Origin of the sequence: Hyalangium ruber (genome assembly GCF_034259325.1) — a bacterium.
Taxonomy (GTDB): domain Bacteria; phylum Myxococcota; class Myxococcia; order Myxococcales; family Myxococcaceae; genus Hyalangium_A; species Hyalangium_A rubrum.
On record NZ_JAXIVS010000008.1, the window covers coordinates 65,538 to 91,380 of the forward strand.

Consider the following 25,843-nt stretch of genomic DNA (forward strand, 5'->3'; position numbering starts at 1 on the left):
GGGCGGTCAGGGGGCGTGGCGCGCTCGCAGCAGCTTCGTGCGCGCGGTGCCGGCGCCGCCGGTGCTGAAGTCGATGAAGCCCCGAAGCTTGAGCAGCCACAGCGTTCCGTCCGGCAGGTAGTGCGAGGCGAGCGCCACCGTCGAGGGCCCGAGCGCGTAGTCGGGTGGGGAGTCCGTCATCCAGGGCGCCTGCTGGGTCTCGAGGATCGGGTGTGTGGCACCGGGGATCGGTCCCCAGTTCTGTCCGTCGTGCCGGTAGCCGCTCAGCGAGACGTAGATGTTGGGCGTATATCCACTATAGGGATCTCCCGGATCGTTGACCGTCGAGCCGTTCTGGTCGTAGCGCACGGTGAAGATGACGGGAGCGCCGCTCGGGTCGGTGGTCAAGGAGGTGATGCGCTCGTTGGCGCCGCCCAGCGCCTCCCAACTCGAAGCGCCACGGCGATACACCAGGGTAGGGATGGCGCTGCCGGGCAGCACACCCGTGACGAAGGCCTGACCGGCCGTGTTGTAGGTCAGCGTCTCGAGCTGCGGCACCGCCTGGCCGGGCGCGATGTCCAGTGGCGAGAGCGCGCCGCTCTCCTCCACGCGTCGCAGGAAGGTGCGCAGCTGGCCATTGACGGACTCCTGCCAGCCGACCACGACGTCCCCGGTCCGCCCGCCACCCAGGCCCAGGGTGTACTGCGCCGAGCCATCATTGAGCCTGTCGGACAGGCTGTCCCACTGCGTGCCGTTCCAGCGCAGCAGCTTGAGGGTGGTGGCGCTCGGCTCGCTGACCGTCACCAGGACCACCGGGCGGCCTTGGGGGTCGATCCGCAGCGAGGGGATGATGGGTTGGTTGATGGTGGTCGTGAGCACCCCGCCGAGGTCCGCCACTGCCCCGCCGTCCCAGCGTTGCACGCGCAGCTCGCGCACGATCCGCGTGGTGCCTGTCTCGGGGACGTAGACGTTGGTGATGGTGTTCTGCGCCACCACGGGAGCGCCTCCCAGCTCGAGGTCGTAGTCCTGTTCGTAGTCCGGGCTCCACGTCGCCACGGAGGTCCACTCGAGGCCGTCCAGCCTCCAGGCCGTGCCCTTGGCCAGGTGATAGAGCCTGCCCTGCGAGTCACGGCGGAGCCGGTCCTGAGAGCCCAGCGTCACGTAATCGCGCAGGTCAGGGCCGTTGCTGAAGAAGGACCGGCTGGCGGTGAGGGTCTTCACGCAGCGGTTGCCTGGCGCGTCGCGCACGCCGTCGATCTTCAAGGTGAGCAGGGCAGGGGCGCCAAAGTTTCCCGCGATGGTGAGGGTGCGGTCGTTCAGGGTCAGGGTGGTTTCCACGGGCTCGGTGCGCGTGTCGCTCCTGTTGGGGCCGGTCTGCACGGTCCGCGTCAGTTGCACGGTGCTTGCGTTGATGCTCGAGGCGAGCACCGGCTTGAGGAAGAGGACCTTGAGGGTGTTGCCCGAAGTGGGGATGAGGAGCGCCGTCAGCGGCTGTGCGTCGAGGGTGAACGACAGCCGCTCGCTGGTGAGCTCCTCCGCCGGCACGCCGTCGTCCTGCCTGGGGGTGAGGAAGCCCTGGACCTCGAAGGTGCCGGAGGGCAGATCATCAAAGGTCAACGTGCAGGTCTCACGGCACTGCCCGGTGCGCAGCGGCGTGCTCGGCATGCTGCGGGTGAAGACCCGGATGGAGGCGTCTTCGACTTCACCCGTCAGTTCGAGCTTCGCCGTCATCGACGCGCCCACCTCTCCCGCGGCCGGGTCGAGAACGGTGAGCCGCACCGAGGGGGCCTCTGGCTCACACGCAAATAGCGGCAGCAGCAACCCGAGCAGCAACGAACCGAGCGCGGACCGACCGTTCAAGAATGACCTCGCATTGCCAGTACGCGGAGGGAGCGGATCAGGCGTACGGAGAGTGGGGGTCATGGCAGCAAGCCGGAAATGTTGTCAACGGACGCTGCTCCGGTCCTCCGTGGCCTGGGTGGAGGGAGCGGCCGAGGGAGCCCCTGAAGGGCTGCGCGCGAACGTGGCAATGCCCCCTACCGCCCAGAGAGGGGGCGCCACCATCGTTTCCTCATGGCCACCGCACAAGGAGCCCGGCGGGTCTTCGTCGGGCTCATCCTCCTATCCATTGCTCTGGTATTGCTGGTCATCTCGCCCTTCTTCGAGGCCTTCTTCCTGGCCGCGGTGCTGGCCGGAGCCTTCCATGGCCTGCAGACGCGGCTGACACGGCGCTTGCGTGGGAGGGGAGGGGTGGCCGCCGGCCTCATCTGCCTCGGCATCGTCCTGGCGCTGCTGGTGCCGCTGGCGGCCCTCACCACCTTCATCGTGTCCCAGATCATCGAAGGGGTGAACTTCATCTCCACCACGGTGCAGCAACGAGGGCTGGAGGGACTGGTGACCTACGTCCCGGGCCCCTTGAAGGGCCATGCCTCCCGGATGCTGGAGAGCTTCCAGGCGGGGAGCGCCGGCATGTGGCAGACCGTGCAGGAGCAGTTGAGCTCCCGAGGTGCCACCGCCGCCCAGACGGTGGGCGGAGTGATGGCGGCCACTGGCTCGTTGATCTTCCAGACCGTGATGATGCTCATCGCGCTCTACTTCCTGCTGCTGGACGGACCGCGGCTCGTCAAGTGGCTGGAGAGCGTGTCTCCCCTCAAGCGGGGGCAGACGACGGAGTTGCTGCTCGAGTTCCGCAGCGTCACCCGGTCGGTGCTGGTGTCCAGCATCGCCACCGCGGGAGTGCAGGCTGTGGCCGCGCTGGCGGGCTATCTCATCGCCCGCGTGCCCGTACCCATCTTCTTCGCGGCCATCACCTTCGTCTTCGCGCTCATCCCCGCCGTGGGCGCCGCGGTGGTGTGCCTGGCCGCCTCCCTGTTGCTGCTCGCCACCGGCCACCCCGTGGCGGCCATCTTCCTGGCGGCCTGGGGCATCATCGTGGTGGGGCTCTCGGACAACGTGGTCAAGCCGCTGCTGGTCAAGCGTGGCATGCACATGCACGGGGTCATCATCTTCTTCGCCCTGCTGGGAGGCCTGGCCATCTTCGGTCCCATCGGACTGCTCCTAGGGCCGCTCAGCGTGGCCTTCTTCCTCGCCGTGCTGCGCATCTACGAGCGCGACTACGGCCGTTCCTCTCCCCGCCCAGGAGACCCTGCCACGCCGCCGCAGAACCAGCCCACCGTGGACAAGGGCGAGGGATGGGAGCCCTCTGGCATCATTCTGGATTCACGAGGTGAGGAGCGGCACTCCCATTAGCGTGGGAGGGGCGGTACCATGGGCAGGAGCCACGACGTGAGCCCATGGAGCAACCCCCCGTCACCAGCGCCTACCAAGGTTCACTGCGTCCGCCCGCAGGGGCCTGGTCGGACTCCGCGATGGACTATGGCGCCCGGCGCCGCTACCTGGCGGCGAACGCCCGCCGCGTGCCCGTGAAGCTCGAGTAGGCTCACGTCGTGGTACGGCCTCCCAGCATTCGGAGTGCCAGCTCGGCATGGAGGTCGGCGAGGGCGTTGATGTCGAGCGCGTCACTGGGCTCGAACCAGTACGGGATGCGCAGTCCCATCGCGGCGATCGCCACCGCGGTAACGACAGAGTGCGGCGGGGCAAACACACCCTGTTCTTCTCCTCGCGCGATGACCTCGAGCAGGAGCGCGGAGGACTGGTCCCGCAGTGCCAGCGCGGGTGCGGCGAGCTCGGGAGCCAGCGCGTAGAGCTCTTCGTTCACCACCACGGCCATCTGCGGATACGTCGCATGGAGATGGGTGTGAGCCCGAACGAGCGCTCGCACCTGATCGGCCGGATGGCTGCCCGCGCTCAACAGCGCCGTGCGCAGCGCGGCGTGCAGCGCCTCATGACCAATCCGAACGAGCTCCGCGAGGACATGGTCCTTGGACGGGAAGTGCGCGTAGAGCGCGCTCGGCTGTAGCTCCAGCTCCTTGGCGAGATCCCGAACCGACGTGTCGTGAAACCCCCGGCTGGCGAAGAGCTGCAACCCCACCTCCAGGATTCGTCGCCGGGTGCCCTCGGGCACCGTCGTGTGAGGAAAAGTCGCCTTCTGAAGGCGCAGCCGTAACCGGGGCGGGGTTTTCATGAGCGTTGTTGCTGAACGATCGTTCGTTCAGGTATTCTTCCTGGCATGTAGCGACCGCACTGTTCAAGCGATCAGGGGATGAGCGTTCGTTCAGGCGCCCACCCTATCCCGAGGCCTCGACCATGCCCACGCTCTCGCTGGATGGACTGTCCCTTCACTTCGAGGAGGCTGGCGAGGGAACTCCCGTGCTGCTCCTGCACGGACTCGGTTCCTCCGGGCGCGATTGGGAGTTCGTCGCGCCTCGGCTCGCCGCCCACCACCGTGTCATCGTTCCTGACACCCGAGGCCATGGGCGCAGCGACAAGCCAGCGGGGGCCTATGGCGTGCCGCTCTTTGCCCGGGACATCGCCGCGTTGTGTGACCGCCTGGGCCTCGCCCGTGTCCACGTCGTCGGCCTCTCGATGGGAGGGATGATCGGCTTTCAGCTCTCGGTGGATCGGCCGGAGCTCGTGCGCAGCCTGGTCATCGTCAACAGTGGGCCGGAGGTGGTCGCCCGGACGTTGCGCATGAAGCTCTCCTTCGCGACGCGGTTGGCGTTGCTGAAGCTCCTCGGGCCGAAGAGCCTGGCGAAGGTGCTCGCTCCGAAGCTCTTCCCCAAGCCCGAGCAGGAGGAGCTCCGGCGGAGGGTGGTGGAGGGCATCGGCGCCAACGACCCGGATGCCTATCTACGGGCGACGCGGGGACTCGTTGGCTGGAGCGTCCGGGAACGCTTGAAGGACGTCTCCTGTCCTGTCCTGGTGCTCTCCTCCGAGCGCGATTACACGCCGCTGGCCACGAAGAAGGCATACGTCGCTCTCATGAGGGACGCTCGCCTCCAGGAGCTGAAGGACTCTGGCCATGCCGCGCCGCTCGATCAGCCCGAGCAGGTCGCCGAGGCGGCGAAAGGCTTCCTTCGCGAGCTCGAAGCACAACGCCCGAACTGAGCTTCCCCCAAAGCAGAAGACAAGGAGATGTCCATGAAGCGGAATGCTGGCGCTTTCGCGCGTACCGGTGTGTTGCTGCTCGTGCTCTTCACACTCGTGGGAGGAGTCCCGGCCTACGCGGGCTCATGGGTCCACGGTACCTATACGAACATCTGGGGCACTCGCGGCTTCCAGCTCTGGGTACCGACCGGATATCAGCCGGGGCAGGCGCTCCCGCTCGTGGTGGGTCTGCACGGCTGTCTCCAGAATCCCGATCAGTTCGCCGGCCTCTCGCGACTGAATCAAAAAGCGGACGCCGAGAAGTTCCTGGTCCTCTATCCGAACCAGTCGACGCTGGCCAATGGCACGCAGTGTTGGAACTTCATGCTCTCCAGCAACCAGGAGCGTGGCATTGGTGAGCCCTCCATCATCGTGGGCATGGTGGGCTGGGTGAAGAGTCACTACTCGGTGGATTCGCGCCGTGTGTATGTCGGAGGGGTCTCCGCGGGCGCGGTCATGACCAGCATCCTGCTGGCCTGTCACTCGGATGTATTCGCCGCCGGCATGGTAGGGGCGGGGGCGATGTACAAGGCGGCCACCACCGCCTCCGGCAGTGTCTATGCGATGGCCTTCGGCAGCATCTACGACCCGGATGATCGCGGCTATGACGCCTGGTCGTGCTCGGGCCGGCAGCGCCGGCAGGTGCCCGTGCTCGTCATCCACGGCACCGAGGACAGCGTCGTCAACCCGATCAACGGTGAGCAGACGGTGCAGCAGTTCCTGCGGACCAATGACTACGGGGACGACGGCTCCGACAACGACAGCGTGCGCTACGCGGCGACCCGCGTCGGATATGGCAGCGTGCCGGGTGGTCGCAACTACATCGTCAAGGACTACGTCTATGGCGGGAAGTTGCTCGTCCAGCAGTACGAGATCCACGGGATGGATCACGCATGGCCCGGGGGCGATGCCGCCTACCCGTTCGCGGATCCCTCGGGTCCCGACGCCACGACGATCATGTGGGACTTCCTCAAGCAGCACTCGCGCTGAGGCCGGAGTGTCGGAGGGGCTCTGTCATGAAGCGTGCCGCCGGAGTGGTAGCGGATGCGCAGCCGCAGCCCCAGCGCGATCGATGGATCGAGCGTGACCTTGAGACAGGCGGCGTCGAACTTCGCGATGTCGGTGTTGATGAAGGAGAGGTGCTCGACCTTGCCCGCATACGCGCCGCTCGACGGGTCGAGGACGGCGTCCCCGGTTCGCTTCCAGTAGCCGCTCTGCGGGTCGTAGTACCAGAAGCGGGCGGCTGGGGAGCTCGGCGCGTGCTCCCTCATCGATGGGACGACTGGCAGCGAGAGCTGGCCGCTCTGGCCGGGACGCAGCTGGTACACGGTGGATCAGCGTCCAGCGACTGGCCGCGCTGGTCGACGACGCGGCCAGAGAACACCGCCTCCTGCGAGCCCGTCGTTTTTCCACGCGTGAACCAGCACCCGCCGATTGCGAAAAGACAGATTAGGTCCATCAAAACGAGAGCAAGGGTTCACCGTTGAGTCGGGCCAGGAGTGCAATCTGAGAGAGATTGAGCCGAGAGCATCCATCAAAAGTCAGAATTGGATCAATGTGCCGAAAGGGCTGGGTAATGGGCAGTTCCGCACGTCAGAGCGTGGGGTCGAGCTTCACGAGGAAGATGCCCCCTTCGACCGGCATGGGGCCCGTCTCGAAGTCCACGTTCCCGAAATACTCTCCCGTGAAGAGGACGTGCCCCTGTGGGTCGGTCGCCGCGGCCCTCCCCATGGCGACGGCGTACTGTCCGTTGTTGCTCCAGCCACCGAAGACCCGCTCCGTGCGCAGCTGGCCATCCGCGCCATACCAGGCCACGAAGGCACCGGGCAGCCCCTGAGGCATCGTCTCCCCCGCGATCAACGCGTTGCCCTGGGCATCGATGGTCAGGCTCAGGTGAGACATCAAGAAACCCTGCGTGTCCACGCGCTTGCTCCAGAGGGTTTCGCCATTCGGCTCGAGCTTCATCAGTTGGGAGACGCCCGTCTGGCTGCCCCACGTCAGGAACAGCACGTTGCCAGCGCCATCCGCCGCCACCTGCTTCCCATACTCGTACACGCCCGCGTTGAAGTCGTAGTTGCTGATCCTCCGGCTCCAGAGCCTGCCTCCGGTGCCGCCGTCGAGCTTCACGGCGAAGGCATCCCCATAGATGCCCTCGTTGCTGATCAGCGCTCCATCGATGTCGAGGGTTCCAGAGAAGGAGCCCGCAAGGAGCACGTTGCCCGAGGGATCCACGGCCACGGCCTCGCTCTGCCCTTGTCCCCCGTTCCCCGCGGCCTGGTAACGCTTGCTCCAGAGTGGCTGGCCCGTGCTCCCATCGAGCTTCATCACGTAGATGGCCTGGCCCGTGGCGGAGTGTTCCGTGGTGCCGATGCGGAAGTTGCCCCGGAACCTCCCCGTGACGAGCACGTGCCCCGCGCCGTCCGTGGCGATGCCCGCCGCCCAGGCCATGGCCGGAGCGTCCCCGCCAAAGCTCTGAACCCAGAGCAGGGCGCCATCCGGGGACAGCTTCGCCACGAAGATGCTGGAGTGGCCCGCGCTGGTGAGCGTCTGACCGCCCACCTGGAGCGAGCCCGTGAAGCTTCCGGCGAGCAACACGTGATCCTCGCCGTCCACGGCCAGGAAGTCCTGTTCCGTCTCCGCGGACTCGCGCTGGATGAGCTGGCTCCACACGTGCAGGCCGGTGGGGCTGAACTTCGCCACGAAGAAGTCGTTCGCGTCTCCCGTGAGCGAAGCGTCTCCCAGATGGAGGGTGCCCGCGAAGGAGCCCGTCATGAGCGCATTGCCCCAACGGTCCATGGCGAGGCGGCTCGCTTTCTGGCTCGGTGCGCTGGCGTCACTCAGGGTCCGAGCCCACTCGGGCAGCGGGACACATGTCGTCGAGCCATCGCAGTCGTCGTCTTCCGGTGTCGAGCACCGCTCCCGCACCGGCGCATGCTGCCCCTGGCAGACGACATTGCCGAACGCATCACAGCGGATGATGCCTTCATGGCAGAGGCCCACCCCCTGTGTACTGGGAGGACCCCCGTAGCAGGATTGGCCTTCGCTCGCGGAGCAGCTGCAGGTCTCGTTGATCACCCCGTCACAGTCCTCGTCGAAAGGAAGCTCGCAGGTCTCGTCCTGGGGCACCGTCTCCCCCTGGCAGGTGCTCCACTGGGTCCCGAGGGTGTTGCACCGCTTCCCGCCGACCCGACACAAGCCCTGGCCTCGTGTCCCCGCGGGTCCCGAGTAGGGGCAGGGAATGAAAGCGCCCGGGGTACAGATGCGCGGAGGCGGCGAGAGAAGGACGGTCGTATAGACACCCCCCACGCAGGAGGTGGCCTCGTCCGGCCCCGTGATGTACGCGATACCGGTGATGGGCGTGGTGCTGGAGCCGCCGAAGACCTTGGCGGTGCCTCCCCGCTTGATCTCGGTGAAGGCACTGCCATCGGGTCCTGTGTAGACGGTGTCGCTGATGCCCGCGTAGCTGATCCCCTGGGCATTCACCGGGACGTTGGCGACCGGTTGTCCGTCATTGTCCAGGACTTGGACCTTGACGCAGTTCTTCTCCCACCAGGGGTTGTCGCAGTTCCACCAGGTGAAGTGATGCACCTGGGTGACCCAGGACAGCTTGCCGGGATGGGAGGCAGAGGCCTGGAGCGTGCCCGCGCCCTCCTTGCGCCAGATGCCGGCATCCAGATCGAACCACCATGCGGGAATGGTCTCCCCCGCCTGGAAACGACTGGCCACGGCATCCGGGAGGATGAACTCCAGCGTGGCGGAGGCTTCCGGCGCGAGCTGGGCCGGGGCCCCGTCGTGCCACAGGCTCACCTCGGCCATGAAGAGGCTCTCGAGCTCCACGGGCTCACCGTGGGAGGACGCGCCCTTCAGCGGGCCAGGAGCGAGGGGAAGCTGGGTGGTGGGATCGATCGGGTTGAGGGTGACCTCGACGGTGCCGGAGACAGGTTGCCCCAGTGCATCCACGACGGCGCCCGGCGGGACGGTGACGCGGACGCTCTCCGTTTCGATGATGCCGCCCTGTTCGGCCTGGAAGGTGGCGGCGGAGGTCCGGGCGTGCAGCGTCACCTGGTAGCCGACCTTCGCGCCCTCTCGAAGTTGCAACACCGCCGAGGCAGAGGTGAAGCCGAGCGCATCCACGCGGGCGAGGAAGCGTCCCGCGGGCAGGTTCTCGAAGAGCAGGTGCCCAGAGCTGTCCGTGGGAAACAGCGCGCCCCCCGAGGAGACCGCGGCCGCTGGAATCGGAGCTCCAGAGGTGTCGATGACCTGCAGCAAGAGGCTGGTCCCCTGTGGCTCGGTGGGGACTTCCGGGGTGCTGGAAGCGGGGAGGTAGAGTTCGGAGGAGGCCTGATCCCCGGTGCTGAAGCCGCCCGCGACGAGGACTCGGTCATTCGTCAGCAGGGTTGCCGTGTGGAGGTAGCGGCGGTTCGTCATGGCTCCCGCGGGGCGCCATGAGGCGTTGGAGGCGTCATACACCTCGGCCTCGGCGAGGGTGCCGGTGTACTCGTGGAAGCCACCCGCGACGAGCACGAGTCCCGTGGGCAGGAGCGTCGCCGAGTGGTAGCGGCGAGGCTTCGTCATGCCGGCGCTGGCCGTCCAGGAGTCACTGCTGGGATCGAACACCTCCACGGAGGCACTGCTCTCCCAGTCGGAACCGCCACCGCCCGCGACGAGCACCTTGCCGTTCGGCAGCAGCGTGGCCGAGTGGTAGGCGCGGGCCATGGCCATGTTCGCCACCGGGCGCCAAGTTCCGTTGGCCGGATCGTACACCTCGGCGGAGCGCTGGAGCGTCCCTCCGCCATCGTTGCCGCCGATGACCAGGACCTTGCCGTCCGGCAGGCGGGTGGCGGTGTGGTTTCGGCGGGCCATCGTCATGGATCCGGCGGGGGTCCAGCCGCCGCGCGTCGGGTCATAGAGCTCGGCCGACGCCAGCACGCTGCCGCCGTACTCACCGTCTGCTCCGCCCACCACGAGCACCCGGCCGTCCAGCAGCAGGGTGGCGGTGTGGTGGAAGCGCGGGGTCGCCAGGCTTCCCGTCGCGGTCCAGGTGCTTGTCGCGGAGTCGTAGAGGGCCGCGGAGATACCGCTGTCCCATTCGGGGCCCCCCGCCCCCGCGACGAGCACCTGGCCGTTCTGAAGGAGCGTGGCCGTGGCCCTGCGGTGGGTGTTGAGGGTATCGGCCGTGCGGCTCCAGGCCCCGGTGGTCGGATCATAGAGTTCCGCCGAGCGGTTGTAGCCGCCCATGGCGAGGACCCGTCCATCCGGCAATCGGGTCGCCATGTGCAGCAATCGCCCCGCGCCCATGCGGCCCGTGGCGCTCCAGGTGCCCTCGTCGCCGGAGGAGACGGACCGCGGCAAGGCGCTGAGCGCCTCGGGCGCGCCAACGGGGGCGTTCGTGCATCCCGCCAGGATGGCCAGCAGGGTGGTGGCGATGCGCAGAGACCTCCCCGGTGAATCGTGGTGCATGGTTCCCCCTTCGCAGACACTCTCGAGCAGTGAGCGGGCAGCGTCGCCGTGGGGGGCATGCCTCGCCCGCGGCTTCGTCCCAGGCACAAGGACGCAGAGCGGCGAATTTCTTACCTGGAGTCGTAGGGCCCGACGTTCTGATCGCTTGAGGGCGCGCCCGCCCATCTGATTGGCTGTACGGTCAGCGCACGAGCCTGTGCGGCTTGTATCCGAGCCAACGCAGGAGGTAGGCTCGATCGAGTGTGACGTGAAGAATCGGGCGACGCTGCGTCGCTGGTGGGGGCTGAGCCATGGTGAAGAACAGGGATGACTTCAAGGATTACCAGGTACTCGGGGCGAACCTGCAGAACATCATGGGAGGGTTCGGCTCGTTCACGCTGATCGCCAGCAAGTTCCTCCTGGAGGAGGGCATTGGCACCGCGGACGAGATGATGATGGTGCAGTTCAAGCCGGACGGGTGGTACCCGTTGGATCGCTTCCTGCGCGTGTTCGACCGCATCCACGCGGAGTTCGGCAACTTCACCTTGCGTCAGGTGGGCGTCCACGTCCCGAAGAACGCGGTGTTTCCGCCGCAGGTCACCGACCTGCTCTCCGCCTTCAAGACCATGGACATGGGCTACTACATGAACCACGGCTACAAGGGGCAGCCCCTGTTCAACCCGGACACCGGGGAGATGAAGGAGGGCATCGGCCACTACAAGCCCACGGTCGGCGCAGTCGCCAACCGCATCACCGTGGAGTCCACCACGTCCTACCCGTGTCCGTTCGAAGAGGGCATGGTGACCGCGCTCGCGCAGCGCTTCAAACCCACGGCGATCGTCACCCACGACAAGTCCAACTGCCGCAGCCGCAATGGCTCGAGCTGCGTCTACAGCGTGAGCTGGAAGTAGGGGAGGGGTGCGTACATTGGCCTACCTCTATGCCTGAGTGGGCCGAATGGAAGTATCTGCACACAAAGTACGCAACAAAGTCCGCTCGTTTGAGAGAATACCTTTGTAGAGTGATTCCCGAGGAGCGGACCTGTGCCCCTTCACATTGCTCGAACCTTCTCTCCCTCGACCCGGACCGCCACCTCGGACAAGGGGGCAGTGAAGGGCCCTGATGGGAAGAACACCGAGCGAGGCCGTGGGTCCGTGGACCGGGAGCGGTCCGAATTCGGCATCGCCTTCCTCGCCCGCGAGGCGAACCGCAACGGCGCTACCCGGCCCGTGCTGCCGGACGGCCTGGCCATGCCGCGGTTCGAGGAGCGGCTGTTGCGGCTCACGCTGCAGGGTGAGCCCAGGGCCCTCGAGCTTCTCGAGCACCTCCAGGCCAGCCCCTTCCCTCGGGACCAGGGCGTCTTCGACCGCGTCAGGAAGGCCGAGAAGGAACGCTCCGGCATCATCAAGCGGCTGCTGGGTGATCCCTGCGTGAAGTAGCGTAGGGGCTTGTCTCGCGGAGGATGCCGGGCGCACGGCGTGTGCTAGCATCCGGCCGCTTGGCACCCGTGCCTCCAGAGGAAGATGAGGAGCTCGAGGCGGTTGACACCACTCCTCTGCAGCAGGTGCGCGTCCCCACGCGGGTCCGTCTGAAGCTCCTGGTGCTCTCCGGGCCGGATGTGGGCCGCAGTGTCCCGCTCGAACCGGGGGAGTACCGGATTGGCAGTGCCCCCTCCTGCGAGATCGTCTTGAGCGACAAGGCCGTCTCGCGCCAGCACCTGCGGCTCGAGGTGCGCGAGGACGGCGTGCGGGCCGTGGATGCGGGCTCGCGCAATGGCTCCTTCTGCGAGCAGATGCGCTTCTCCGAGCTGGAGGTCCGCGTGGGGGCGGTGCTCCAGGTGGGCACCACCGAGTTCAAGCTGGTGCCGGAGGAGTCCCGCGAGCGCATCGTTCCTCCGTCCTCGCGCGAGTCCTTTGGGGCGCTGGTGGGCAACAGCCGGCCCATGCGCGAGCTGTTCACCCTGCTGGAGCGACTGGCGGCGGGGGACTCGGATGTGCTGGTGCAGGGCGAGACGGGCACGGGCAAGGAGCTGTGCGCCGAGGCCATTCACCAGCAGAGCCGGCGCAGCCAGGGCCCGTTCGTCATTGTCGATCTGGCCGGCGTGGCGCCCTCTCTGATCGAGTCCGAGCTGTTCGGCCATGTGAAGGGGGCCTTCACCGGGGCGCACGGTGACAGGGCCGGGGCCTTCGAGCGTGCCAACGGGGGCACCGTCTTCCTGGATGAGGTGGGGGAGCTGCCGCTGGAGCTTCAGCCCCGGCTCCTGCGGGCGCTGGAGCGGCGCCAGGTGAAGCGGGTGGGCGCCAACGACTACCGCACCGTGGCCATGCGGGTGGTCGCGGCCACGCATGTGGACCTGGAGAGTGCGGTGAAGGCCGGCAAGTTCCGCCGGGACTTGTTCCACCGGCTGGCCGTGCTGCGCGTCACCCTGCCGCCTCTGCGTGAGCGGCCCGAGGACATCCCCCTACTGGTGGACACCGTGCTGCGGCGGATGGACAAGCAGCCGGGCGCGCTGTCGGAGCAGACGCGGGCGCTGCTGGCCCAGTACCCGTGGCCTGGCAACGTGCGCGAGCTGCGCAACGTGGTGGAGCAGGTGGTGAACCTGGGCGAGGAGTCGCTGCCCGAGATGACAGCGGACCCGCTGGCACCCGCTGTCGGCGCAAGCGCGGCCGATCTGGATCTGCCCTTCAAGGAGGCCAAGGAGCGGCTTCTGGAGGGCTTCGAGCGCGACTATCTCCGAAGCCTGATGGAGCGGTGCGAGGGCAACGTCTCTCGCGCCTCGCGCGAGGCGGGCATCGACCGGTTCTACCTGCGCAAGCTGCTGAAGAAGCACGAGCTGGACGGGCACTGAGCTGGGGGTGGCGACTCCTGTCGCCAGGTGGCGACGGGACTCGCCGGGGGCAGCACCTGCCTCCAGCGCCTGTGTGCGGTGCTCCCATTCGCTAAACCCCTGAAAAGACGAGACACACCTTGTGCCGCAAGTCGGTTGGGTGTGTGGCACGCCCCTAGCAGTAGGCAAGGTCACACAACAGCGCCCCTCCGGACGCTGCACCCACCCGCTGCTTCATAAGGAAGAAAACCATGCGCGCGATCGGCTCTGCCTCCTCCTCCCCGGCCTCCAACATCACCCGTCGCCTGAGCAACCAGGCCCAGCGGATCCAGCGGGGCATGGCGGACGGCACCCTCACCACCGAGGAGGCCAAGGGTCTGTCGGCGAAGCAGGCCCAGATCGGGGAGGCGGCGAGCCGCGCGCTGGCCGACGGCTCGATCGACAAGAAGGAGCGCAAGGAGCTGCGGCAGATGCAGCGGGGCGCCAGCCGCGACATCTTCGAGCAGCGGCACAATGCCTCCGAGAGCCCCGTGACGGCCGAGGAGCGGGCTCCCCGCATCGAGCATCACCAGAAGAACATGAGCAACCGGATCGAGAAGGGCATCAGCGATGGCTCCCTCACCTCCGAGGAGGCCAAGACCCTGAAGGACCAGCAGGCCCGCATCGAGGAGGCGAAGAGCAACGCCATGTCCGACGGCACGATGGACGAGACGGAGTACAACCAGCTGCGCGAGCTGCAGCGGGAGGCCAGCCGCGCCATCTTCAGCGCGCGGCACAACGGCGGCACCCGGGCCTAGCCGCTGTGTCGCGAGAGGTCCGGGCCTTCTTCAGGGGCCCCGGGCTCTTCCGCTTCGGAGTTCCAGCCAGGCGCTGATCTCCGCCACCTTCTTCTGCTGGTCCAGCGCCGTGTAGCGCTCCCGCGCGCGTCGTGCTTCTTCGCGGGCCTGCTCCGGCGCCTGGCCCCCGGCCCACAGCGCCTGGGCCAGGGTGAAGCCCGTCTGCGCCAGGAGCTCCGGGTCCGTGTTCTCGTAGGCGAGCGTCTGCCGGAGCGGCTCGAGGGCCTCGGCGGGGCGGCCCTGGGCCAGGAGCGTCCTGCCCACGCCGTCCAGGGAATGGGCGAGGTTCGGGTGGTCCGCTCCGAACACCCTGCGCTTGAGGGCCTCGGCGTCGCGGAAGGACTTCAGGGCCTCGTCATGGCGCTTCAGCAGCAGGAAGCACTCGCCCAGCTCATCCAGGTCGTCCGCCACGGACGGGTGCTCCGGCCCCAGCGCGGCCTGGCGTACCGCGAGCGCCTTCTGGGCGTGCTCGAGTGCTTGAGCGGGCGCATCGCTCTCCCGATAGGCCGTGGCCAGCATGCTCTGGCGGATGGCGACGTCGGGGTGCCGCGGCCCCTTCAATTCCTCCGTGCGCCGCAGCGACTCGCTGAGCAAGGCGATGGCCTTGGGAAGGTCTCCCAGGCGCAGCGCCGCCAGGCCCAGGGCGTGGCTCACCTTGGCCCGTCGAGAGTCCTCGGGGGAAAGTGCTCCCTCCAACGCGCGGGCCTTGGAGAAGGAGTCCCACGCCTCCTGGTAGCGCCCGGCGAAGAGGGCGGTGTAGCCGAGGTTGACGTTCAGATCGAAGGACACCAGCGGCTCGTTGCCGACCCGCTCGAGCACGCCCTGCGCCAGGTCCCCCCATCGGCGCGCCTCCTCGGGATGGCCGTTGTTGGCCAGCGCGTAGATGAAGCGGGTGAGCACCTCCAGACGCCGTCGGTCCGCGCGGCTCGCCTCGGCATCCTGAAGGGCCCGCTCGAACTGGCCTAGGCTCTGCTCCACCTCGCCTTGCTGGTGAAGGAGCCATGCGAGCAGGTAGCTCAGCTCGGCCTGGAGCGGCCGGTATGACGTGAGAGCCGCCTGGGGCTCCAGCTTTCGCGCCAGCTCCAGCCCCTGGGCGTAGCGGCCCGCATCGAGCAGCGCGCGGACCTGGGCGAGCTGCTCGCCGAGCTGCTCGACGGACGCGCGGCGCTCGGGGTCGTCGGGCAGCGCGGGTTGCTCGGCCAGGGACTCGATGTCGCGGCAGTCCGCGAGCCCGGGCAGCGCGGAGGCGGCATCCACGGAGCGCTCCACCACCTTGCCGTCCGCTCCGGTGAACAAGCCCACCAGCGCACCCAGGCTCTTGCGGCGACGCTCCAGGCACACCATCCGCAAGGACAGCAGCGCCTCCGTCTGCTCACCGCGCACGCGGGTGGCCTCGCAGGCCTCGGTGTGCTGGCGGGCCCACTGGCCGGCATAGGCATCCAGCAGCCGCGTCACCCGTTGGGCGCTCTCCTCGGCGAAGGACCTGCCCGTGGCGCTGAAGGCGGTCGCCAGCTTCTGGCGCTCGGTGGGGCCCCACACGGAGGCCACGAGGGAGTTCGCCCCCGCGCACACCTGATTCTGGTGGTGGACGAAGAGGCCGGTGCCGGCCGTGGCCGCCCCCATCAGGCCCAGGGCCGCGAGGACTCCGCGGCGGGTGCCCCGGCGCTGCTCCCACGAGAGCTCCTCCAGCAGCGCCTCCATGGAAGGGAAGCGATCCTCCGGGTGCAGGGACAGGCCTCGCATCACCGCGCGTCGCACGCGGGCGGGGACATGGACATCCGTGGGAGGTGCCTTCACGGTGCCGTGCGGCAGCAGCCGCCAGGTTTCCGTGCCAGGGGGCGCCTTGCCCTGGCGGTGCGCCGCCTCGGTGGCCGCCTCGACCATGAGGCGGGGCTCCACGGCGTGCTTGCGGTACAGCGCCCAGAACAATGAAGCGCAGAAGCTGAACTGGTCCGAGCGTGCGTCCGCGCCGCTGCCGCTGCCCAGGTACTGCTCGGGCGGCATGAACTTTGGTGTGCCCCGCACGAGCCCTGCCTGTGTCAGCGCCGTGGCGAGTTCGAGCGCGCTCGACCGACTCAGTGGCTCCTGCTCCTGAACCGGTGTCTCCGCCTCGTCGCTGGCCAGGGGAGTGAGCCGCGCCAGGCCGAAGTCCGTCACGCAGACGCGGCCGTTCTGGCCCAGGAGGACATTGGCGGGCTTGAAGTCCCGGTGTACCAGCCCTGCCTGGTGCGCCGCGCGTAGGCCTTGTCCCGCCTGGTGGAACAGGCGCAGCACTTCTTTCGGCGAGGGGGGAGGTTTCTGGCGGAGCCACTCATGGAGGTTCTGGCCTTGGATGAACTCCATGGCGATGAAGACCCGTTCGCCCACCGTCCCCACGTCATGCACGGTGATGACATTGGGGTGGGAGATACGGGCCATGGCCTGGGCCTCGCGCAACAGCCCGGCCGCTTCCTCCGAGCCGCCGGGGGCCGGGTCCTTGTCCGGGCGCAGCAGCTTGAGGGCCACCTTGCGATCCAGCTCCGGATCATAGGCGGCATAGACCACGCCCATGCCGCCCTGTCCCACGGGCTTGAGGATGACGTAGCGCTCGACGCGGGTGCCTCGCTCCATCGTGAGCCCGGCGTCCTTGGCGGGAGGAGACGAGGCCGGGGGGAGAGGTGTGCTGAGGGGTGGCTCCTGGCGTTTCTTCTCGGGCGGCGGGCTGGCCTCCGTTACTCCCTCCTCGCCAAGGCGGGCTTCGTCTTCAGCGGGAGGAGGGTTGCTCATGGCGCCAAAGTATAGACGTGCCCGAGCAGGCAGAGATGTTGGCGATCGCGATGCTCAGCGGCGTCGCGCGGTGATGACGACGGAGCCCATGCTGCGCGACGCGCTCGCCGAGGAAGAAGAAGGCCGTCCGCGCTCGCCGTTGAGGCAATTTTCCGAGGCGGAGCCCCCTGACCCTCAAGAATCTGAGGGGGCTGGCTTCCTGGCTCCCAGGAAATTGCGCGAAGTTCTCTCGGCGAACGGCCGGCCCGGGCTTTGCTCCCTGAGAGCGCACCCTGGGACGTACAGGAGAGAACGCATGCGACACCTGAAGCGATTCGGACTGGCACTGGCCTCCTGCCTGGTACTCACGGCTTGCGGAATGGGCATCACTTCATCACCCCAGGAGACGGATGCGCGGCTGGCCCTGTACGTCTCTCCCTGTGATTCCCCCGCGCCGCTCAAGCTCCATGCCGGCGAGAAGGTCCCGGACTCATACATCATCGTGTTCGATGAGGATCTGGATGACCCCTTCGCGCGGATAGAGCAGCTCGAGAGGAAGCACGGCTTCACCGCGAGCTCCCGCTGGGAGGCAGCCCTCAAGGGCTTCGCCGCCACGCTCAGCCCCGAGACCGTGGGCTCCCTCCGCTGCGAGGATGACGTGGACTACATCAACGAGAACGGTTACGTCCAGGTGGACTGAAGCTCACGGCCGTCCTGCTTTGGCACGAGGCTCCGCGCCCCGTGCCGAGGGGCTCCGCGTCAACGGGAGAGGCAGACCACCCGGGCGGGATAGGACTTGAGGATCGCGCACTCGCCCTGGCCGCACTCGAGCTGATTGCAGAGGTTCTGCTCGTTCACGCACAGCGCCTCCGCCTGCGCGCCTTCGAGCTCCACAACCACACAGGACAGCCCCGAGGCGCACTGCGCCATGTCGACGCCGCACCGCTGCGCCCCATCGAACGACTCTCCGGACTTCAGCCGGACCTTGGACTCCGTCAGGTCCTGATCGTCTCCGCTGTTGTCACAGCCCGCCATCACAGTTGCCGCGGCGAGCAGGACTGCCACAAGAACACGCTTCATGAGGTTGCTCCTCGATTGAGTGGGAAAGGCTCCGGTCAGCGTGGCCATGGCGCCTGCAAGCCACTGGCCACAATTTGCCTCCGCTGCAACCGGGGCCATCCGCTTCGGGTCGTAGTTGTCATGGCCCTCCCGAAGACGGTTCCCAGAGAATGCTCGACCGTTCACCGGCGGGAACGCGCCGCTCAGCCCTGTGGGCCCCGCGTCGAGGCTCCTCCCAGCACATCATCCGGAACTGGAGGATGCATGAACATCTTGGTGGGAGCAGGGAAGGGCGCGTCACTCGGGATTCTGTACGCAGTCGTCGCCACGCCGCCGTTCGCGCTGGTGTACTTCAAGGGGTGGATGTCCGAGCTGCTGCAGTTGGTCGCACTGTGCGCGGTGCCGGCGGGCGCGTTGGTGGGAATCTCGGTCATCGTCACTGGCGCGTACCAGCGGGGCGGGGCATGGCGGGCGCAGCTCGGAATGCTCGGTGTCTACGCGCTCACGGGCATCGTGTTCTTCCACGGCCTGCACGAAGGGTTGGGAGCAGCGGTGATGTTCGCACCGGTCTTCCTTCCATTGGCGATGCTGGCCACGTGGGTCGCTGTCCTGTGGATTCGCAAGAGCGGCCGGCTCTTGAAGTCCTGAGCGGTGGCACTTGGGGGAAGCCCTTCTCGGCCCCTCTGCTTCGTCCCCCTCAACAAGAGCTGCCATGCCTCCTATGCTCGATGTCGAGTCTCACAGTGGAGGAAGTGCTGCGATGGAAAAGCACGACATCAACGAGGCCGAGCCAGCGCTGCGCGCGAGGCTCGAGGGACTCGGGGCGAAGCACTGGACGGAGCTGGCTGGGGTGCGGCTGGCGTGGGTACGCAGCGGGGTGTGGTTGGCGCTCGGTGAGAGGTTCGTGCCAGCACCGCGATCCGTCGAGGAGCTGAGCGAGGCGCTGCGAGGATCGCAGGCGGAACTGGACTCGGAGACGAGCCTCGAGGAGGTGATGGAACTGGTGGAACTGACGACCGATGCGCGGGTGGTTCGCACGGAGGAGGACCTGAGCTACCTCACGTTGGACCAGCCAGGGCCAGAGGTGATCAGCAGCGGCACCATTGGGGAGCGCGGGCTGGCGCGCTGGGAGGCGCCGCACAGGGATCCGCAGGGGCTGGTGTTCTACGCCAACCTGCGGCGAGAAGGCGGCGCGGATTTCGTGCGCATGCAGGTGGATCGAGCCACACGATCGATCTCGGTCGAGGTGGTCGACGGCGGATGGTTCGAGATCGCGGCGATCCTGGGATGAAGCGCACTCAGATGGAAGCCGCAGATACCGTGCATATCTGTGGTCGCCAGAAGTGAATTGATTCACATCGTTCATGTGAATCGGCGCACATCGTTCGTGCATGGCAATGCGTAGTGTTCGTGAAGTCAGGGCTCATTGAAAGCCCTGATCAGAGACATGATCGCTGTTGTCATGTCCTGCTTCCAGAGAGGAGAGCGGACCATGCATGCATTGCTGAGTCGTATCTGGTGCGGTGGGCTGATGGTACTGGCGATGAGCACAGCCGGATGCACGGATGACGTCAACCTGACTTCGTCCGGTCCTACGCTGACAATTGATGAGGAGTTCACCCGAATCGCGCAGGAGGTGCCGGGCTTCGGCGGGTACTACTACGATGATTCGGGTGCCCTGAATGTGGTGCTGACGCAGCCCTCGCTCCAGCTCGACGCCGCCCGTGAGTTGCTCTCCGCACGCAGGGTCGAAGGCAGTGGATCGATGGTCGTACAGCAGGGGCAGTACGACTTCGTGGAACTGAGCCGGTGGCGTGACCGGTTGGATGCAGAGATGCTCTCCAGCCTGATCTTCACCGACGTGGACGAGGTGCGGAACCGGGTCGCGGTGGGAGTGTCACCCGCCGTCCGAGCGGAGTTGGAGGCAGCACTGGCCCGGCTCCTGATTCCGGCAGCGGCGGTGATCATCCAGGAGTCCGAGCCGGTCCAGGAGCACCAGACGGCCTACACCTATCTGCATTATCGCAACCGACCCCTCGCGGGCGGTCTCCAGATCAAACGCTACTCCGGGGGCTATTGCACCCTTGGTTTCAACGTGCGGAGGAATGGCAAGCTCGGTTTCTTCACCAACACACACTGCACCAACCTCAATACCGTACTCTATCAGGGACCCTGGGTGAGTGACCGACTCGGTGCGACCACGGAGGATCCTGCCTTCTGGACGGGGGGCAGCGTCGTCTACAACGGTTCGACCTATACCTGCCCGCAGGGCAACTATTGCCGCTTCAGTGATGCGGCGTACACGGACTATGACGACGCCGTGCAGTCCGAGGCCCATCTCGGCTACATCTTCCGGACCGAACAGGAGAACGCTTACACGGGCGGCGATCCCGTGGGCGTTGCACACCTTCAGATCGACAATGACAAGCCGTTCTTCCGGATCGTGGGCAAGGCGTACCACGTAGCGGTCGGAGAGCGGGTCCACAAGGTGGGCCAGAGGACCGGGTGGACGTCTGGGAAGGTCACGGCGACTTGTGCCAATTCCCAGAATGGCAATACCCGGCTCTTCTGCCAGATGTGGGGAGGTGGGGCAGGGTACAGCGGGGACAGTGGCTCGCCGGTTTTTCGCCGGGTGCCGGGGTCCGACTCGGACGTGGAACTGGTCGGGATCTATTGGGGATCGGCGATGAGCCCGATCGGCAGCATTGAACAGGATTTCGGGACGCTGGACGTCGCGGCGGAGTCGGCCAGCAGCGGCCCTTGAGCCAGTGTCTGGCTGGAGGGGTGTTGAGCGCCCAACGACAGAGGTCCCCAGCAAGAGGGCGGATGCTCCGAATCCGCCCTCTGTCTGCTCATTCACTCTCCCGGCACTCTCCGGATGGGCCTGTTCCCAGGGAGTGACAGCATACCCCCGGGGCTTGGTGCCCATGGGGGGAGAAACATGAGAAAGCTGCTGGCTGTCGGTGTGCTCGTCTTCGCAACTCTGGGTTGGCCGCGCTGGAGTAGCTCCCAGCGCGCGGCGCGCTCATCCTAGCCCTACCCATGAAGATTCGAGGTGGCTCGGGCGGGCCCTTGCGGATCGTCGCGGTGCTACCACCCGCCTCGACTCGGTGAGGTGGCTTCCGTGGAGTGTTAAGGTGCCGGCTCTCATTCTGCGCGAGGTGTACACATGAAGTGCCAGCCACCAAGGTGGTGTGGAGGTCTTCTCCTGGGAGTGCTGCTGGCGCTGGCGTCGGCCTGCTCGAATCCGGAGCAGCCCCCTGCAGGCGCGGACGCGGGGATGGACGCAGGACTCCCGGACACGGACGCGGGGATGGACGCGGGACTCCCGGACGCGGACGCGGGGATGGATGCAGGACTGCCGGGCGCGGACGGAGGCATCCCCGAGCCGGATGGAGGCACCGCCTCGCGCAAGCCCTATGTGGTGTTCGTGGTAGATCGCTCCGCTACCCTGATTTTCCCTGTCGACGCGAACGACCCGGATTGCCAGATGGCCGATAACAGCTTGTGCGGCACGCAGGGACAGGACAACTGCAATCCCGCGCTGTGTCCCACGCGCCTGGGCACCCTGAAGGCCGAACTGGAGCAATTCCTGTCCAGCCATGCGACCCAGGCTCGTTACGGCCTGGCGTTCTTCCCCGCCACCACGACCGGCAGCTCGACACTCGAGGAGGCTTGCAGCTCTTCCTCTCAGATGAAGGTCTCTCCGCCCACGGGAGATGAGCCCGAGGACCTTCAGCTCTCGGCGGACGCGGTGCTGCAGGCGATCCAGAACCTCCCCGCTCCCGCGGGCAGCAGCCCCCTGGGCGACACGCTGGAGATGGTGGCGCGAGAGACACCCCTCGGCTCCGCCGCCGCCATGGCCGGGGACCTGGTGGTGATCGTCACGGATGGTCCTCCCAACTGCAACGCCGACAACGTCAACGATAGCTCCAACCCCGCCCTGTGCCGCTGCACCGCGTTTTCATGCATGGGGCAGTTGACGCGCCTCGGCTGCCTGGACCTGGACGTCCCGGTGTCCCTGCTGAACGGCCTGCGCTCTCGGGGCGTGCGTACGTACGTCCTGGCGGTGGGGGATGATACTTGGATGGGTCAGCTTCCCGAGGTCTTCAATTCGCTGGCCACGGCCGGCGATACCGCTCGCGCCTGTCCTCAGGGCACGAGCGCGGAGTGTGGTGACTCCGACTTCTGCAATCCCTCCACGCTCCTGTGTGGCAGAAGATTCCTGAGGTCCGGTGAGCTCAACCGCATCCTCGCTCCTTGAGCCCTCGCTCCCGCCTCCCCTCACCGCGCTAGCTCAAGGAATCGTTGTTCCGTCGAAACGTTGGAGCGTAGAGCGTACCTTGGGGTGGGAGGGGCATGGCGGTGCCGGGAACATCAGTCGTGATGGATCGGGGCGTTCTGGTAGGCGTTGACGTTAGCCCTGGCGCAGGCCACGGAGAACCGATGTGTCCCCATCGGCAAAACCCCTGTCACCGGTTGCAGGGACTGAGCAGCCGTGACGGAGAGGACGATGTGGCCCTCTTCCACCCCGGCCCCTGCGTCGTACAGCCCTCCCCAGCAGCCCGCCACGACTGCCTTGGCGGTATAGGCCGCCGCCATATTGGGCGCGACCGCGGGTAGGGTGTTCCGGCCTACCCGTGTGCGGAACTTCTGATCGTTGCGATCGGCGGTCAGGTAGTAGTTCTGGAGCTGACCGCAGTTCTGCAGGTTCTGGAGCACCGCTGGGCGCGGATGGTGGTGGGTATTGTTGTAGCCGCACGAGATGAATGCAGCGCTCGGGCGCAGGCGATTGACGAAGGTCCCCAGGGTTGAACGATCGCTGCCGTGGTGACTGACCTTCATGGCCAGCACACGCCCATTGGCGTTGTTGGCGGGGTTCAGCTGCTGGGCGATTTGGGTCTCTTGGGTGGATTCGATATCGCCGCCCATGTAGTAGCGGAAGTTGTTGAAGCGCACGAGCAGGGCAATGCTCTTCTCATTCTTGGGGTCGACGGCCATGCCCGACTGGAATGGCCCCCCAGCGCCGTGGACATATTGATTGACGGCGATGCAGGTGATCGTTGGCGCACCCACCGGTGGCGCGGCACCATGCCAGAGGAGTTCCTGACCCAGGAGCCAGTCCGGATCCTCCCACCCCGCCCCCTGCATGAGAAGGTTCGTGGTGGAGACGCTCACGTTGGCTGTGACCCGAGTGCGCGCACCGCGGCTGGCAATGGCGGTCAGGTAGTCGTTGTAGTCCCGTTCCCGCCCAATGATGTTCTGGACGTAGCCTCCTGGACCTCGACTCCTCTTCACGCTGAGCTGCCCAGGCTCTCCTTGATCGAAGATGAGCGCATTGTCGTACTCAGGAGTGGCGAGAGAGAGAATGCGGCGCAGCCCGCCGAAGTGGTCCGCATCGTAGTGAGTGGCCACGATGACATCGACCTGATTGAGGTTGGCGTCGTTGGTGATGTAGTCGTGGACATCATCGCCCTTGCCGAGAGTCCCTCCATCCACCAAGGCGGCTCGCACTTGCGCGACGGCGCCCACTCCGACGCCATCGTCTTCCGCGATGATCAGCGTGGAGTCGCCCTGCCCGATGTCGAGGTGATGGATCTCCAGACTCCAGGCCACGGGTTTCCCTCCACCAGGTGCCTCGACCATCTCACCGCCCGTGGGAAGGGGCCAGAAATCTCAAGCCGGACCGCCCGTGTGCGGAGGTGAACCCTCTGGAGGGGAAGGCTCCAGAGTCTCAGTGACAAGCAGCACTGGGGCTCTACCCTGCGCGAGCACCCGAGGGGCGGGCTCACCGCTCCATCTCTTCATGGGAGACGCAAGACATGGGAATCAGCAAGGGCAGCGCGCAGTGGAACGGCGGCCTCAAGGACGGCAAGGGCGTGATGAAGCCCGCCCACGCTCCCGAGGCGCCTTTTTCTCTCGGCACCCGTTTCGAGGGACAGCAGGGGAGCAACCCCGAGGAGCTCATCGGCGCGGCGCTCTCCGGGTGCTTCTCCATGGCCCTGTCCCTCGGGCTCGAGACGGCGGGCCACAAGCCCACGAGCATCAAGACTTCCGCGGACGTGAACCTCGAGAAGCAGGGCGCTGGCTTCGCCATCACCACCATCACGCTCACCTGTGAAGCGAGCGTCCCCGGTATCAGCGACGATCAGTTCCAGAAGATCGCCGAGGAGACGAAGAAGGGCTGCCCCGTGTCCAAGGCGCTCGCGGGCGTCAACATCACCCTCAAGGCGTCGCTCGCACGCTGAGCCTCTGAAGGGCTGAGACCCGGCGCCGCGTCCTCGACGGGATTCAAACCCGTGGGGGAGGGGTGCCGGGGAGGGATGCATCACCCACCGCATGGCCAGTCCACCCGGTGGGGCTCGGGCCTGATATGCTGGGGCGAGTTCTCTGCCACCGCCATGACCGATCCCGTGCCCCACCGCTGGCTGGAGCCAGACGAGTCCCCTTCCTTCAGCGCGCACAACCTCGACGGCGCATCCCCCTGCGTGCTGCTGTGTGATCATGCGAGCAACCGCGTCCCTCGGCGTCTGGCCGAGCTGGGGTTGCCTGCCTCGGAGCTCGGGCGCCACATCGCCTGGGATCTCGGCGCGAAAGGCGTGGCGCTCGAGCTGTCCCGGTTGCTCGATGCGCCGCTGCTCATGAGCGGCTACTCCCGGCTGGTCATCGACTGCAACCGCCCCCTGGCCGCGCGTGGCTCCATCCCCGAGACCAGTGACGGCACCGTCATCACCGCCAACCAGGCCCTGCCTGCCGAGGAGCGCGCCGCGCGCGCGGCGGCGCTCTTCCACCCGTACCATGATGCCATCCGCGCACTGCTCGACCGACGCCAGGCCGAGGCGCGTCCCACCCTGCTCGTCAGCGTCCACAGCTTCACCGATCGCTTCGGCGGCAAGAGCCGCCCCTGGCACGTGGGCCTCGCCTATCACCGAGACAGGCAGGTGGGTCCCGCCCTGATCCGCGCGCTCCGTCGCGAGCCTGAATTGTGCGTCGGCGACAACGAGCCCTATGCCGTCAGTGATGACTCCGACTACTCCATTCCCGTGCATGGGGAGCGTCGCGGCCTGCCCTGCACCCTGATCGAGATGCGCCAGGACCTTCTCGGCGACGAGCACGCCCAGCACCGCTGGGCCCAGCGGCTCGCGGACGCGCTGCGCGCGGTGCTTCCGGAAGTGTTGGCCCCTCCTGCCAGAGAGAGTGCCTCATGAAGCCCGTGTACCTGCCTCCCATTGACGCCGAGGGTGGGGCCTACCGCGAGCGCTCCATCGAACCGCGCCGCACGGCACTGCTCAACATCGACATGCAGAACATGGAGGTGTCGCGGGAGATTCGCGACCGCGCCCGGCAGCCGGGGACTCCCGAGAGCCGCAAGGCCAGCTACTACGAGCGCGTCGAGCGCCTGGTCATCCCCAACCAGCAGCGCCTGCAGGCGGCGGCTCGCAAGGCGGGCCTCGAGGTCATCTTCACGACGATCGAGAGCCTGACGCGCGATGGGCGTGATCGCAGCCTCGATCATAAGATCTCCCGGCTGCACGCTCCCAAGGGCTCTTGGGAGGGGAGGGTGATCGACGAGGTAGCGCCCGTCGGAGACGAGATCATCATCCCCAAGACGTCCTCCGGCATCTTCAACTCGACCAACATCGAGTACGTGCTGCGCAACCTCGGCATCGAGTACCTGATCGTCTATGGGGTGCTGACGGACCAATGCGTCGAGTCCGCCATCCGAGACGCCGCGGACCGAGGTTTCATGGTCACGCAGATCGAGGACTGCTGCGCCAGCTATACGCCCGAGCAGCACGAGCACTCGATCCACGCGATGAAGGGCCACTACTGCCGGACCCGGAGCACCGACGAGATGATCGCGGAGTTGGAACGACTGACAACAGGCGCGCAGGTCGCCTGAGAGGCAGGG

Annotated in this window: 23 protein-coding genes; 16 read left to right on the plus strand and 7 right to left on the minus strand. The window is 66.9% G+C overall.

Going from position 1 to position 25,843, the window contains the following annotated elements; genetic code table 11:
* Window positions 1-6: 6 nt before the first annotated feature.
* Window positions 7-1,839, minus strand: a complete 1,833-nt coding sequence (locus SYV04_RS23350) for a hypothetical protein (RefSeq protein ID WP_321548075.1) — start codon at window positions 1,837-1,839, stop codon at window positions 7-9.
* 213 nt (window positions 1,840-2,052) lie between these two features.
* Here SYV04_RS23350 and SYV04_RS23355 point away from each other — a divergent pair, with 213 nt between their 5' ends.
* Together SYV04_RS23355 and SYV04_RS23360 are read left to right on the plus strand one after the other, a co-directional pair.
* Window positions 2,053-3,228, plus strand: coding sequence for an AI-2E family transporter (locus SYV04_RS23355; RefSeq protein WP_321548076.1), 1,176 nt, complete (start codon window positions 2,053-2,055; stop codon window positions 3,226-3,228).
* Between the two features lie 44 nt (window positions 3,229-3,272).
* The gene (locus SYV04_RS23360; RefSeq protein ID WP_321548077.1) at window positions 3,273-3,416 is read left to right on the plus strand and encodes a hypothetical protein; all 144 of its coding nucleotides are present in this window, start codon (window positions 3,273-3,275) and stop codon (window positions 3,414-3,416) included.
* Window positions 3,417-3,418: 2 nt separating this feature from the next.
* Here SYV04_RS23360 and SYV04_RS23365 read toward each other — a convergent pair whose 3' ends face one another.
* Window positions 3,419-4,063, minus strand: a complete 645-nt coding sequence (locus SYV04_RS23365) for a TetR/AcrR family transcriptional regulator (protein ID WP_321548078.1) — start codon at window positions 4,061-4,063, stop codon at window positions 3,419-3,421.
* A 122-nt stretch (window positions 4,064-4,185) separates the two neighbouring features.
* Between SYV04_RS23365 and SYV04_RS23370 the strand changes: the two genes are divergently transcribed.
* Entirely contained in the window at window positions 4,186-4,986 is an 801-nt protein-coding gene (locus SYV04_RS23370; RefSeq protein ID WP_321548079.1) for an alpha/beta fold hydrolase, read from the plus strand.
* A gap of 33 nt (window positions 4,987-5,019) precedes the next feature.
* Entirely contained in the window at window positions 5,020-6,015 is a 996-nt protein-coding gene (locus SYV04_RS23375; protein WP_321548080.1) for an extracellular catalytic domain type 1 short-chain-length polyhydroxyalkanoate depolymerase, read from the plus strand.
* On the opposite strand, the gene SYV04_RS23380 is transcribed toward SYV04_RS23375, so the two are convergent.
* The gene (locus tag SYV04_RS23380) at window positions 5,940-6,353 is read right to left on the minus strand and encodes a hypothetical protein (protein ID WP_321548081.1); all 414 of its coding nucleotides are present in this window, start codon (window positions 6,351-6,353) and stop codon (window positions 5,940-5,942) included. The genes SYV04_RS23375 and SYV04_RS23380 overlap by 76 nt on opposite strands.
* A gap of 265 nt (window positions 6,354-6,618) precedes the next feature.
* Window positions 6,619-10,485, minus strand: a complete 3,867-nt coding sequence (locus SYV04_RS23385; protein ID WP_321548082.1) for a Kelch repeat-containing protein — start codon at window positions 10,483-10,485, stop codon at window positions 6,619-6,621.
* A gap of 290 nt (window positions 10,486-10,775) precedes the next feature.
* Between SYV04_RS23385 and SYV04_RS23390 the strand changes: the two genes are divergently transcribed.
* The 4 genes from SYV04_RS23390 (at window position 10,776) to SYV04_RS23405 (ending at window position 14,088) form a co-directional block, all read left to right on the plus strand.
* Complete coding sequence (locus tag SYV04_RS23390; RefSeq protein WP_321548083.1) at window positions 10,776-11,375, plus strand: hypothetical protein; 600 nt, start codon at window positions 10,776-10,778, stop codon at window positions 11,373-11,375.
* Between the two features lie 132 nt (window positions 11,376-11,507).
* The gene (locus SYV04_RS23395; RefSeq protein ID WP_321548084.1) at window positions 11,508-11,903 is read left to right on the plus strand and encodes a hypothetical protein; all 396 of its coding nucleotides are present in this window, start codon (window positions 11,508-11,510) and stop codon (window positions 11,901-11,903) included.
* A 68-nt stretch (window positions 11,904-11,971) separates the two neighbouring features.
* Window positions 11,972-13,312, plus strand: coding sequence for a sigma 54-interacting transcriptional regulator (locus SYV04_RS23400; RefSeq protein WP_321548365.1), 1,341 nt, complete (start codon window positions 11,972-11,974; stop codon window positions 13,310-13,312).
* 230 nt (window positions 13,313-13,542) lie between these two features.
* Window positions 13,543-14,088, plus strand: coding sequence for a hypothetical protein (locus SYV04_RS23405; protein WP_321548085.1), 546 nt, complete (start codon window positions 13,543-13,545; stop codon window positions 14,086-14,088).
* A gap of 30 nt (window positions 14,089-14,118) precedes the next feature.
* On the opposite strand, the gene SYV04_RS23410 is transcribed toward SYV04_RS23405, so the two are convergent.
* Entirely contained in the window at window positions 14,119-16,737 is a 2,619-nt protein-coding gene (locus SYV04_RS23410; RefSeq protein ID WP_321548086.1) for a serine/threonine-protein kinase, read from the minus strand.
* A gap of 451 nt (window positions 16,738-17,188) precedes the next feature.
* Here SYV04_RS23410 and SYV04_RS23415 point away from each other — a divergent pair, with 451 nt between their 5' ends.
* Window positions 17,189-17,572 (plus strand): protease inhibitor I9 family protein, encoded by a 384-nt coding sequence (locus tag SYV04_RS23415; RefSeq protein WP_321548087.1) that lies wholly within the window; start codon window positions 17,189-17,191, stop codon window positions 17,570-17,572.
* Window positions 17,573-17,631: 59 nt separating this feature from the next.
* Here SYV04_RS23415 and SYV04_RS23420 read toward each other — a convergent pair whose 3' ends face one another.
* Window positions 17,632-17,952, minus strand: a complete 321-nt coding sequence (locus SYV04_RS23420) for a hypothetical protein (protein WP_321548088.1) — start codon at window positions 17,950-17,952, stop codon at window positions 17,632-17,634.
* A 243-nt stretch (window positions 17,953-18,195) separates the two neighbouring features.
* Here SYV04_RS23420 and SYV04_RS23425 point away from each other — a divergent pair, with 243 nt between their 5' ends.
* The 4 genes from SYV04_RS23425 (at window position 18,196) to SYV04_RS23440 (ending at window position 22,195) form a co-directional block, all read left to right on the plus strand.
* Complete coding sequence (locus SYV04_RS23425; protein ID WP_321548089.1) at window positions 18,196-18,579, plus strand: hypothetical protein; 384 nt, start codon at window positions 18,196-18,198, stop codon at window positions 18,577-18,579.
* 112 nt (window positions 18,580-18,691) lie between these two features.
* Window positions 18,692-19,222, plus strand: coding sequence for a hypothetical protein (locus SYV04_RS23430; protein ID WP_321548090.1), 531 nt, complete (start codon window positions 18,692-18,694; stop codon window positions 19,220-19,222).
* Window positions 19,223-19,423: 201 nt separating this feature from the next.
* The gene (locus tag SYV04_RS23435; RefSeq protein ID WP_321548091.1) at window positions 19,424-20,695 is read left to right on the plus strand and encodes a chymotrypsin family serine protease; all 1,272 of its coding nucleotides are present in this window, start codon (window positions 19,424-19,426) and stop codon (window positions 20,693-20,695) included.
* 516 nt (window positions 20,696-21,211) lie between these two features.
* Window positions 21,212-22,195, plus strand: coding sequence for a vWA domain-containing protein (locus tag SYV04_RS23440; RefSeq protein WP_321548092.1), 984 nt, complete (start codon window positions 21,212-21,214; stop codon window positions 22,193-22,195).
* Window positions 22,196-22,308: 113 nt separating this feature from the next.
* Here the strand turns inward: SYV04_RS23440 and SYV04_RS23445 are convergent, their stop codons facing one another.
* Window positions 22,309-23,547 carry a ComEC/Rec2 family competence protein gene (locus tag SYV04_RS23445; protein ID WP_321548093.1) on the minus strand — a complete coding sequence of 413 codons (1,239 nt, stop codon included), beginning with the start codon at window positions 23,545-23,547 and terminating at the stop codon, window positions 22,309-22,311.
* 206 nt (window positions 23,548-23,753) lie between these two features.
* On the opposite strand from SYV04_RS23445, the gene SYV04_RS23450 reads away from it, so the two are divergent.
* The 3 genes from SYV04_RS23450 to SYV04_RS23460 all read left to right on the plus strand — a co-directional run bounded on the left by SYV04_RS23450 (window position 23,754) and on the right by SYV04_RS23460 (window position 25,834).
* Entirely contained in the window at window positions 23,754-24,179 is a 426-nt protein-coding gene (locus SYV04_RS23450) for an OsmC family protein (protein ID WP_321548094.1), read from the plus strand.
* 153 nt (window positions 24,180-24,332) lie between these two features.
* Complete coding sequence (locus SYV04_RS23455) at window positions 24,333-25,139, plus strand: N-formylglutamate amidohydrolase (RefSeq protein WP_321548095.1); 807 nt, start codon at window positions 24,333-24,335, stop codon at window positions 25,137-25,139.
* On the plus strand, window positions 25,136-25,834 hold the full coding sequence (locus SYV04_RS23460; protein ID WP_321548096.1) for a cysteine hydrolase family protein: 699 nt from the start codon (window positions 25,136-25,138) through the stop codon (window positions 25,832-25,834). The genes SYV04_RS23455 and SYV04_RS23460 overlap by 4 nt, the downstream gene beginning before the upstream one ends.
* The last annotated feature ends 9 nt before the right edge of the window (window positions 25,835-25,843 follow it).

What these genes read in the sequence shown, in the direction of transcription:
- SYV04_RS23355 (WP_321548076.1), top strand. Translation starts at nt 2,053, where the DNA reads ATGGCCACCGCACAAGGAGCCCGGCGGGTCTTCGTCGGGCTCATCCTC.
- SYV04_RS23360 (WP_321548077.1), top strand. Translation starts at nt 3,273, where the DNA reads ATGGAGCAACCCCCCGTCACCAGCGCCTACCAAGGTTCACTGCGTCCG.
- SYV04_RS23365 (WP_321548078.1), bottom strand. Translation starts at nt 4,063, where the DNA reads ATGAAAACCCCGCCCCGGTTACGGCTGCGCCTTCAGAAGGCGACTTTT.
- SYV04_RS23370 (WP_321548079.1), top strand. Translation starts at nt 4,186, where the DNA reads ATGCCCACGCTCTCGCTGGATGGACTGTCCCTTCACTTCGAGGAGGCT.
- SYV04_RS23375 (WP_321548080.1), top strand. Translation starts at nt 5,020, where the DNA reads ATGAAGCGGAATGCTGGCGCTTTCGCGCGTACCGGTGTGTTGCTGCTC.
- SYV04_RS23385 (WP_321548082.1), bottom strand. Translation starts at nt 10,485, where the DNA reads ATGCACCACGATTCACCGGGGAGGTCTCTGCGCATCGCCACCACCCTG.
- SYV04_RS23390 (WP_321548083.1), top strand. Translation starts at nt 10,776, where the DNA reads ATGGTGAAGAACAGGGATGACTTCAAGGATTACCAGGTACTCGGGGCG.
- SYV04_RS23405 (WP_321548085.1), top strand. Translation starts at nt 13,543, where the DNA reads ATGCGCGCGATCGGCTCTGCCTCCTCCTCCCCGGCCTCCAACATCACC.
- SYV04_RS23410 (WP_321548086.1), bottom strand. Translation starts at nt 16,737, where the DNA reads ATGGAGCGAGGCACCCGCGTCGAGCGCTACGTCATCCTCAAGCCCGTG.
- SYV04_RS23415 (WP_321548087.1), top strand. Translation starts at nt 17,189, where the DNA reads ATGCGACACCTGAAGCGATTCGGACTGGCACTGGCCTCCTGCCTGGTA.
- SYV04_RS23420 (WP_321548088.1), bottom strand. Translation starts at nt 17,952, where the DNA reads ATGAAGCGTGTTCTTGTGGCAGTCCTGCTCGCCGCGGCAACTGTGATG.
- SYV04_RS23425 (WP_321548089.1), top strand. Translation starts at nt 18,196, where the DNA reads ATGAACATCTTGGTGGGAGCAGGGAAGGGCGCGTCACTCGGGATTCTG.
- SYV04_RS23430 (WP_321548090.1), top strand. Translation starts at nt 18,692, where the DNA reads ATGGAAAAGCACGACATCAACGAGGCCGAGCCAGCGCTGCGCGCGAGG.
- SYV04_RS23435 (WP_321548091.1), top strand. Translation starts at nt 19,424, where the DNA reads ATGCATGCATTGCTGAGTCGTATCTGGTGCGGTGGGCTGATGGTACTG.
- SYV04_RS23440 (WP_321548092.1), top strand. Translation starts at nt 21,212, where the DNA reads ATGGACGCAGGACTCCCGGACACGGACGCGGGGATGGACGCGGGACTC.
- SYV04_RS23450 (WP_321548094.1), top strand. Translation starts at nt 23,754, where the DNA reads ATGGGAATCAGCAAGGGCAGCGCGCAGTGGAACGGCGGCCTCAAGGAC.
- SYV04_RS23455 (WP_321548095.1), top strand. Translation starts at nt 24,333, where the DNA reads ATGACCGATCCCGTGCCCCACCGCTGGCTGGAGCCAGACGAGTCCCCT.
- SYV04_RS23460 (WP_321548096.1), top strand. Translation starts at nt 25,136, where the DNA reads ATGAAGCCCGTGTACCTGCCTCCCATTGACGCCGAGGGTGGGGCCTAC.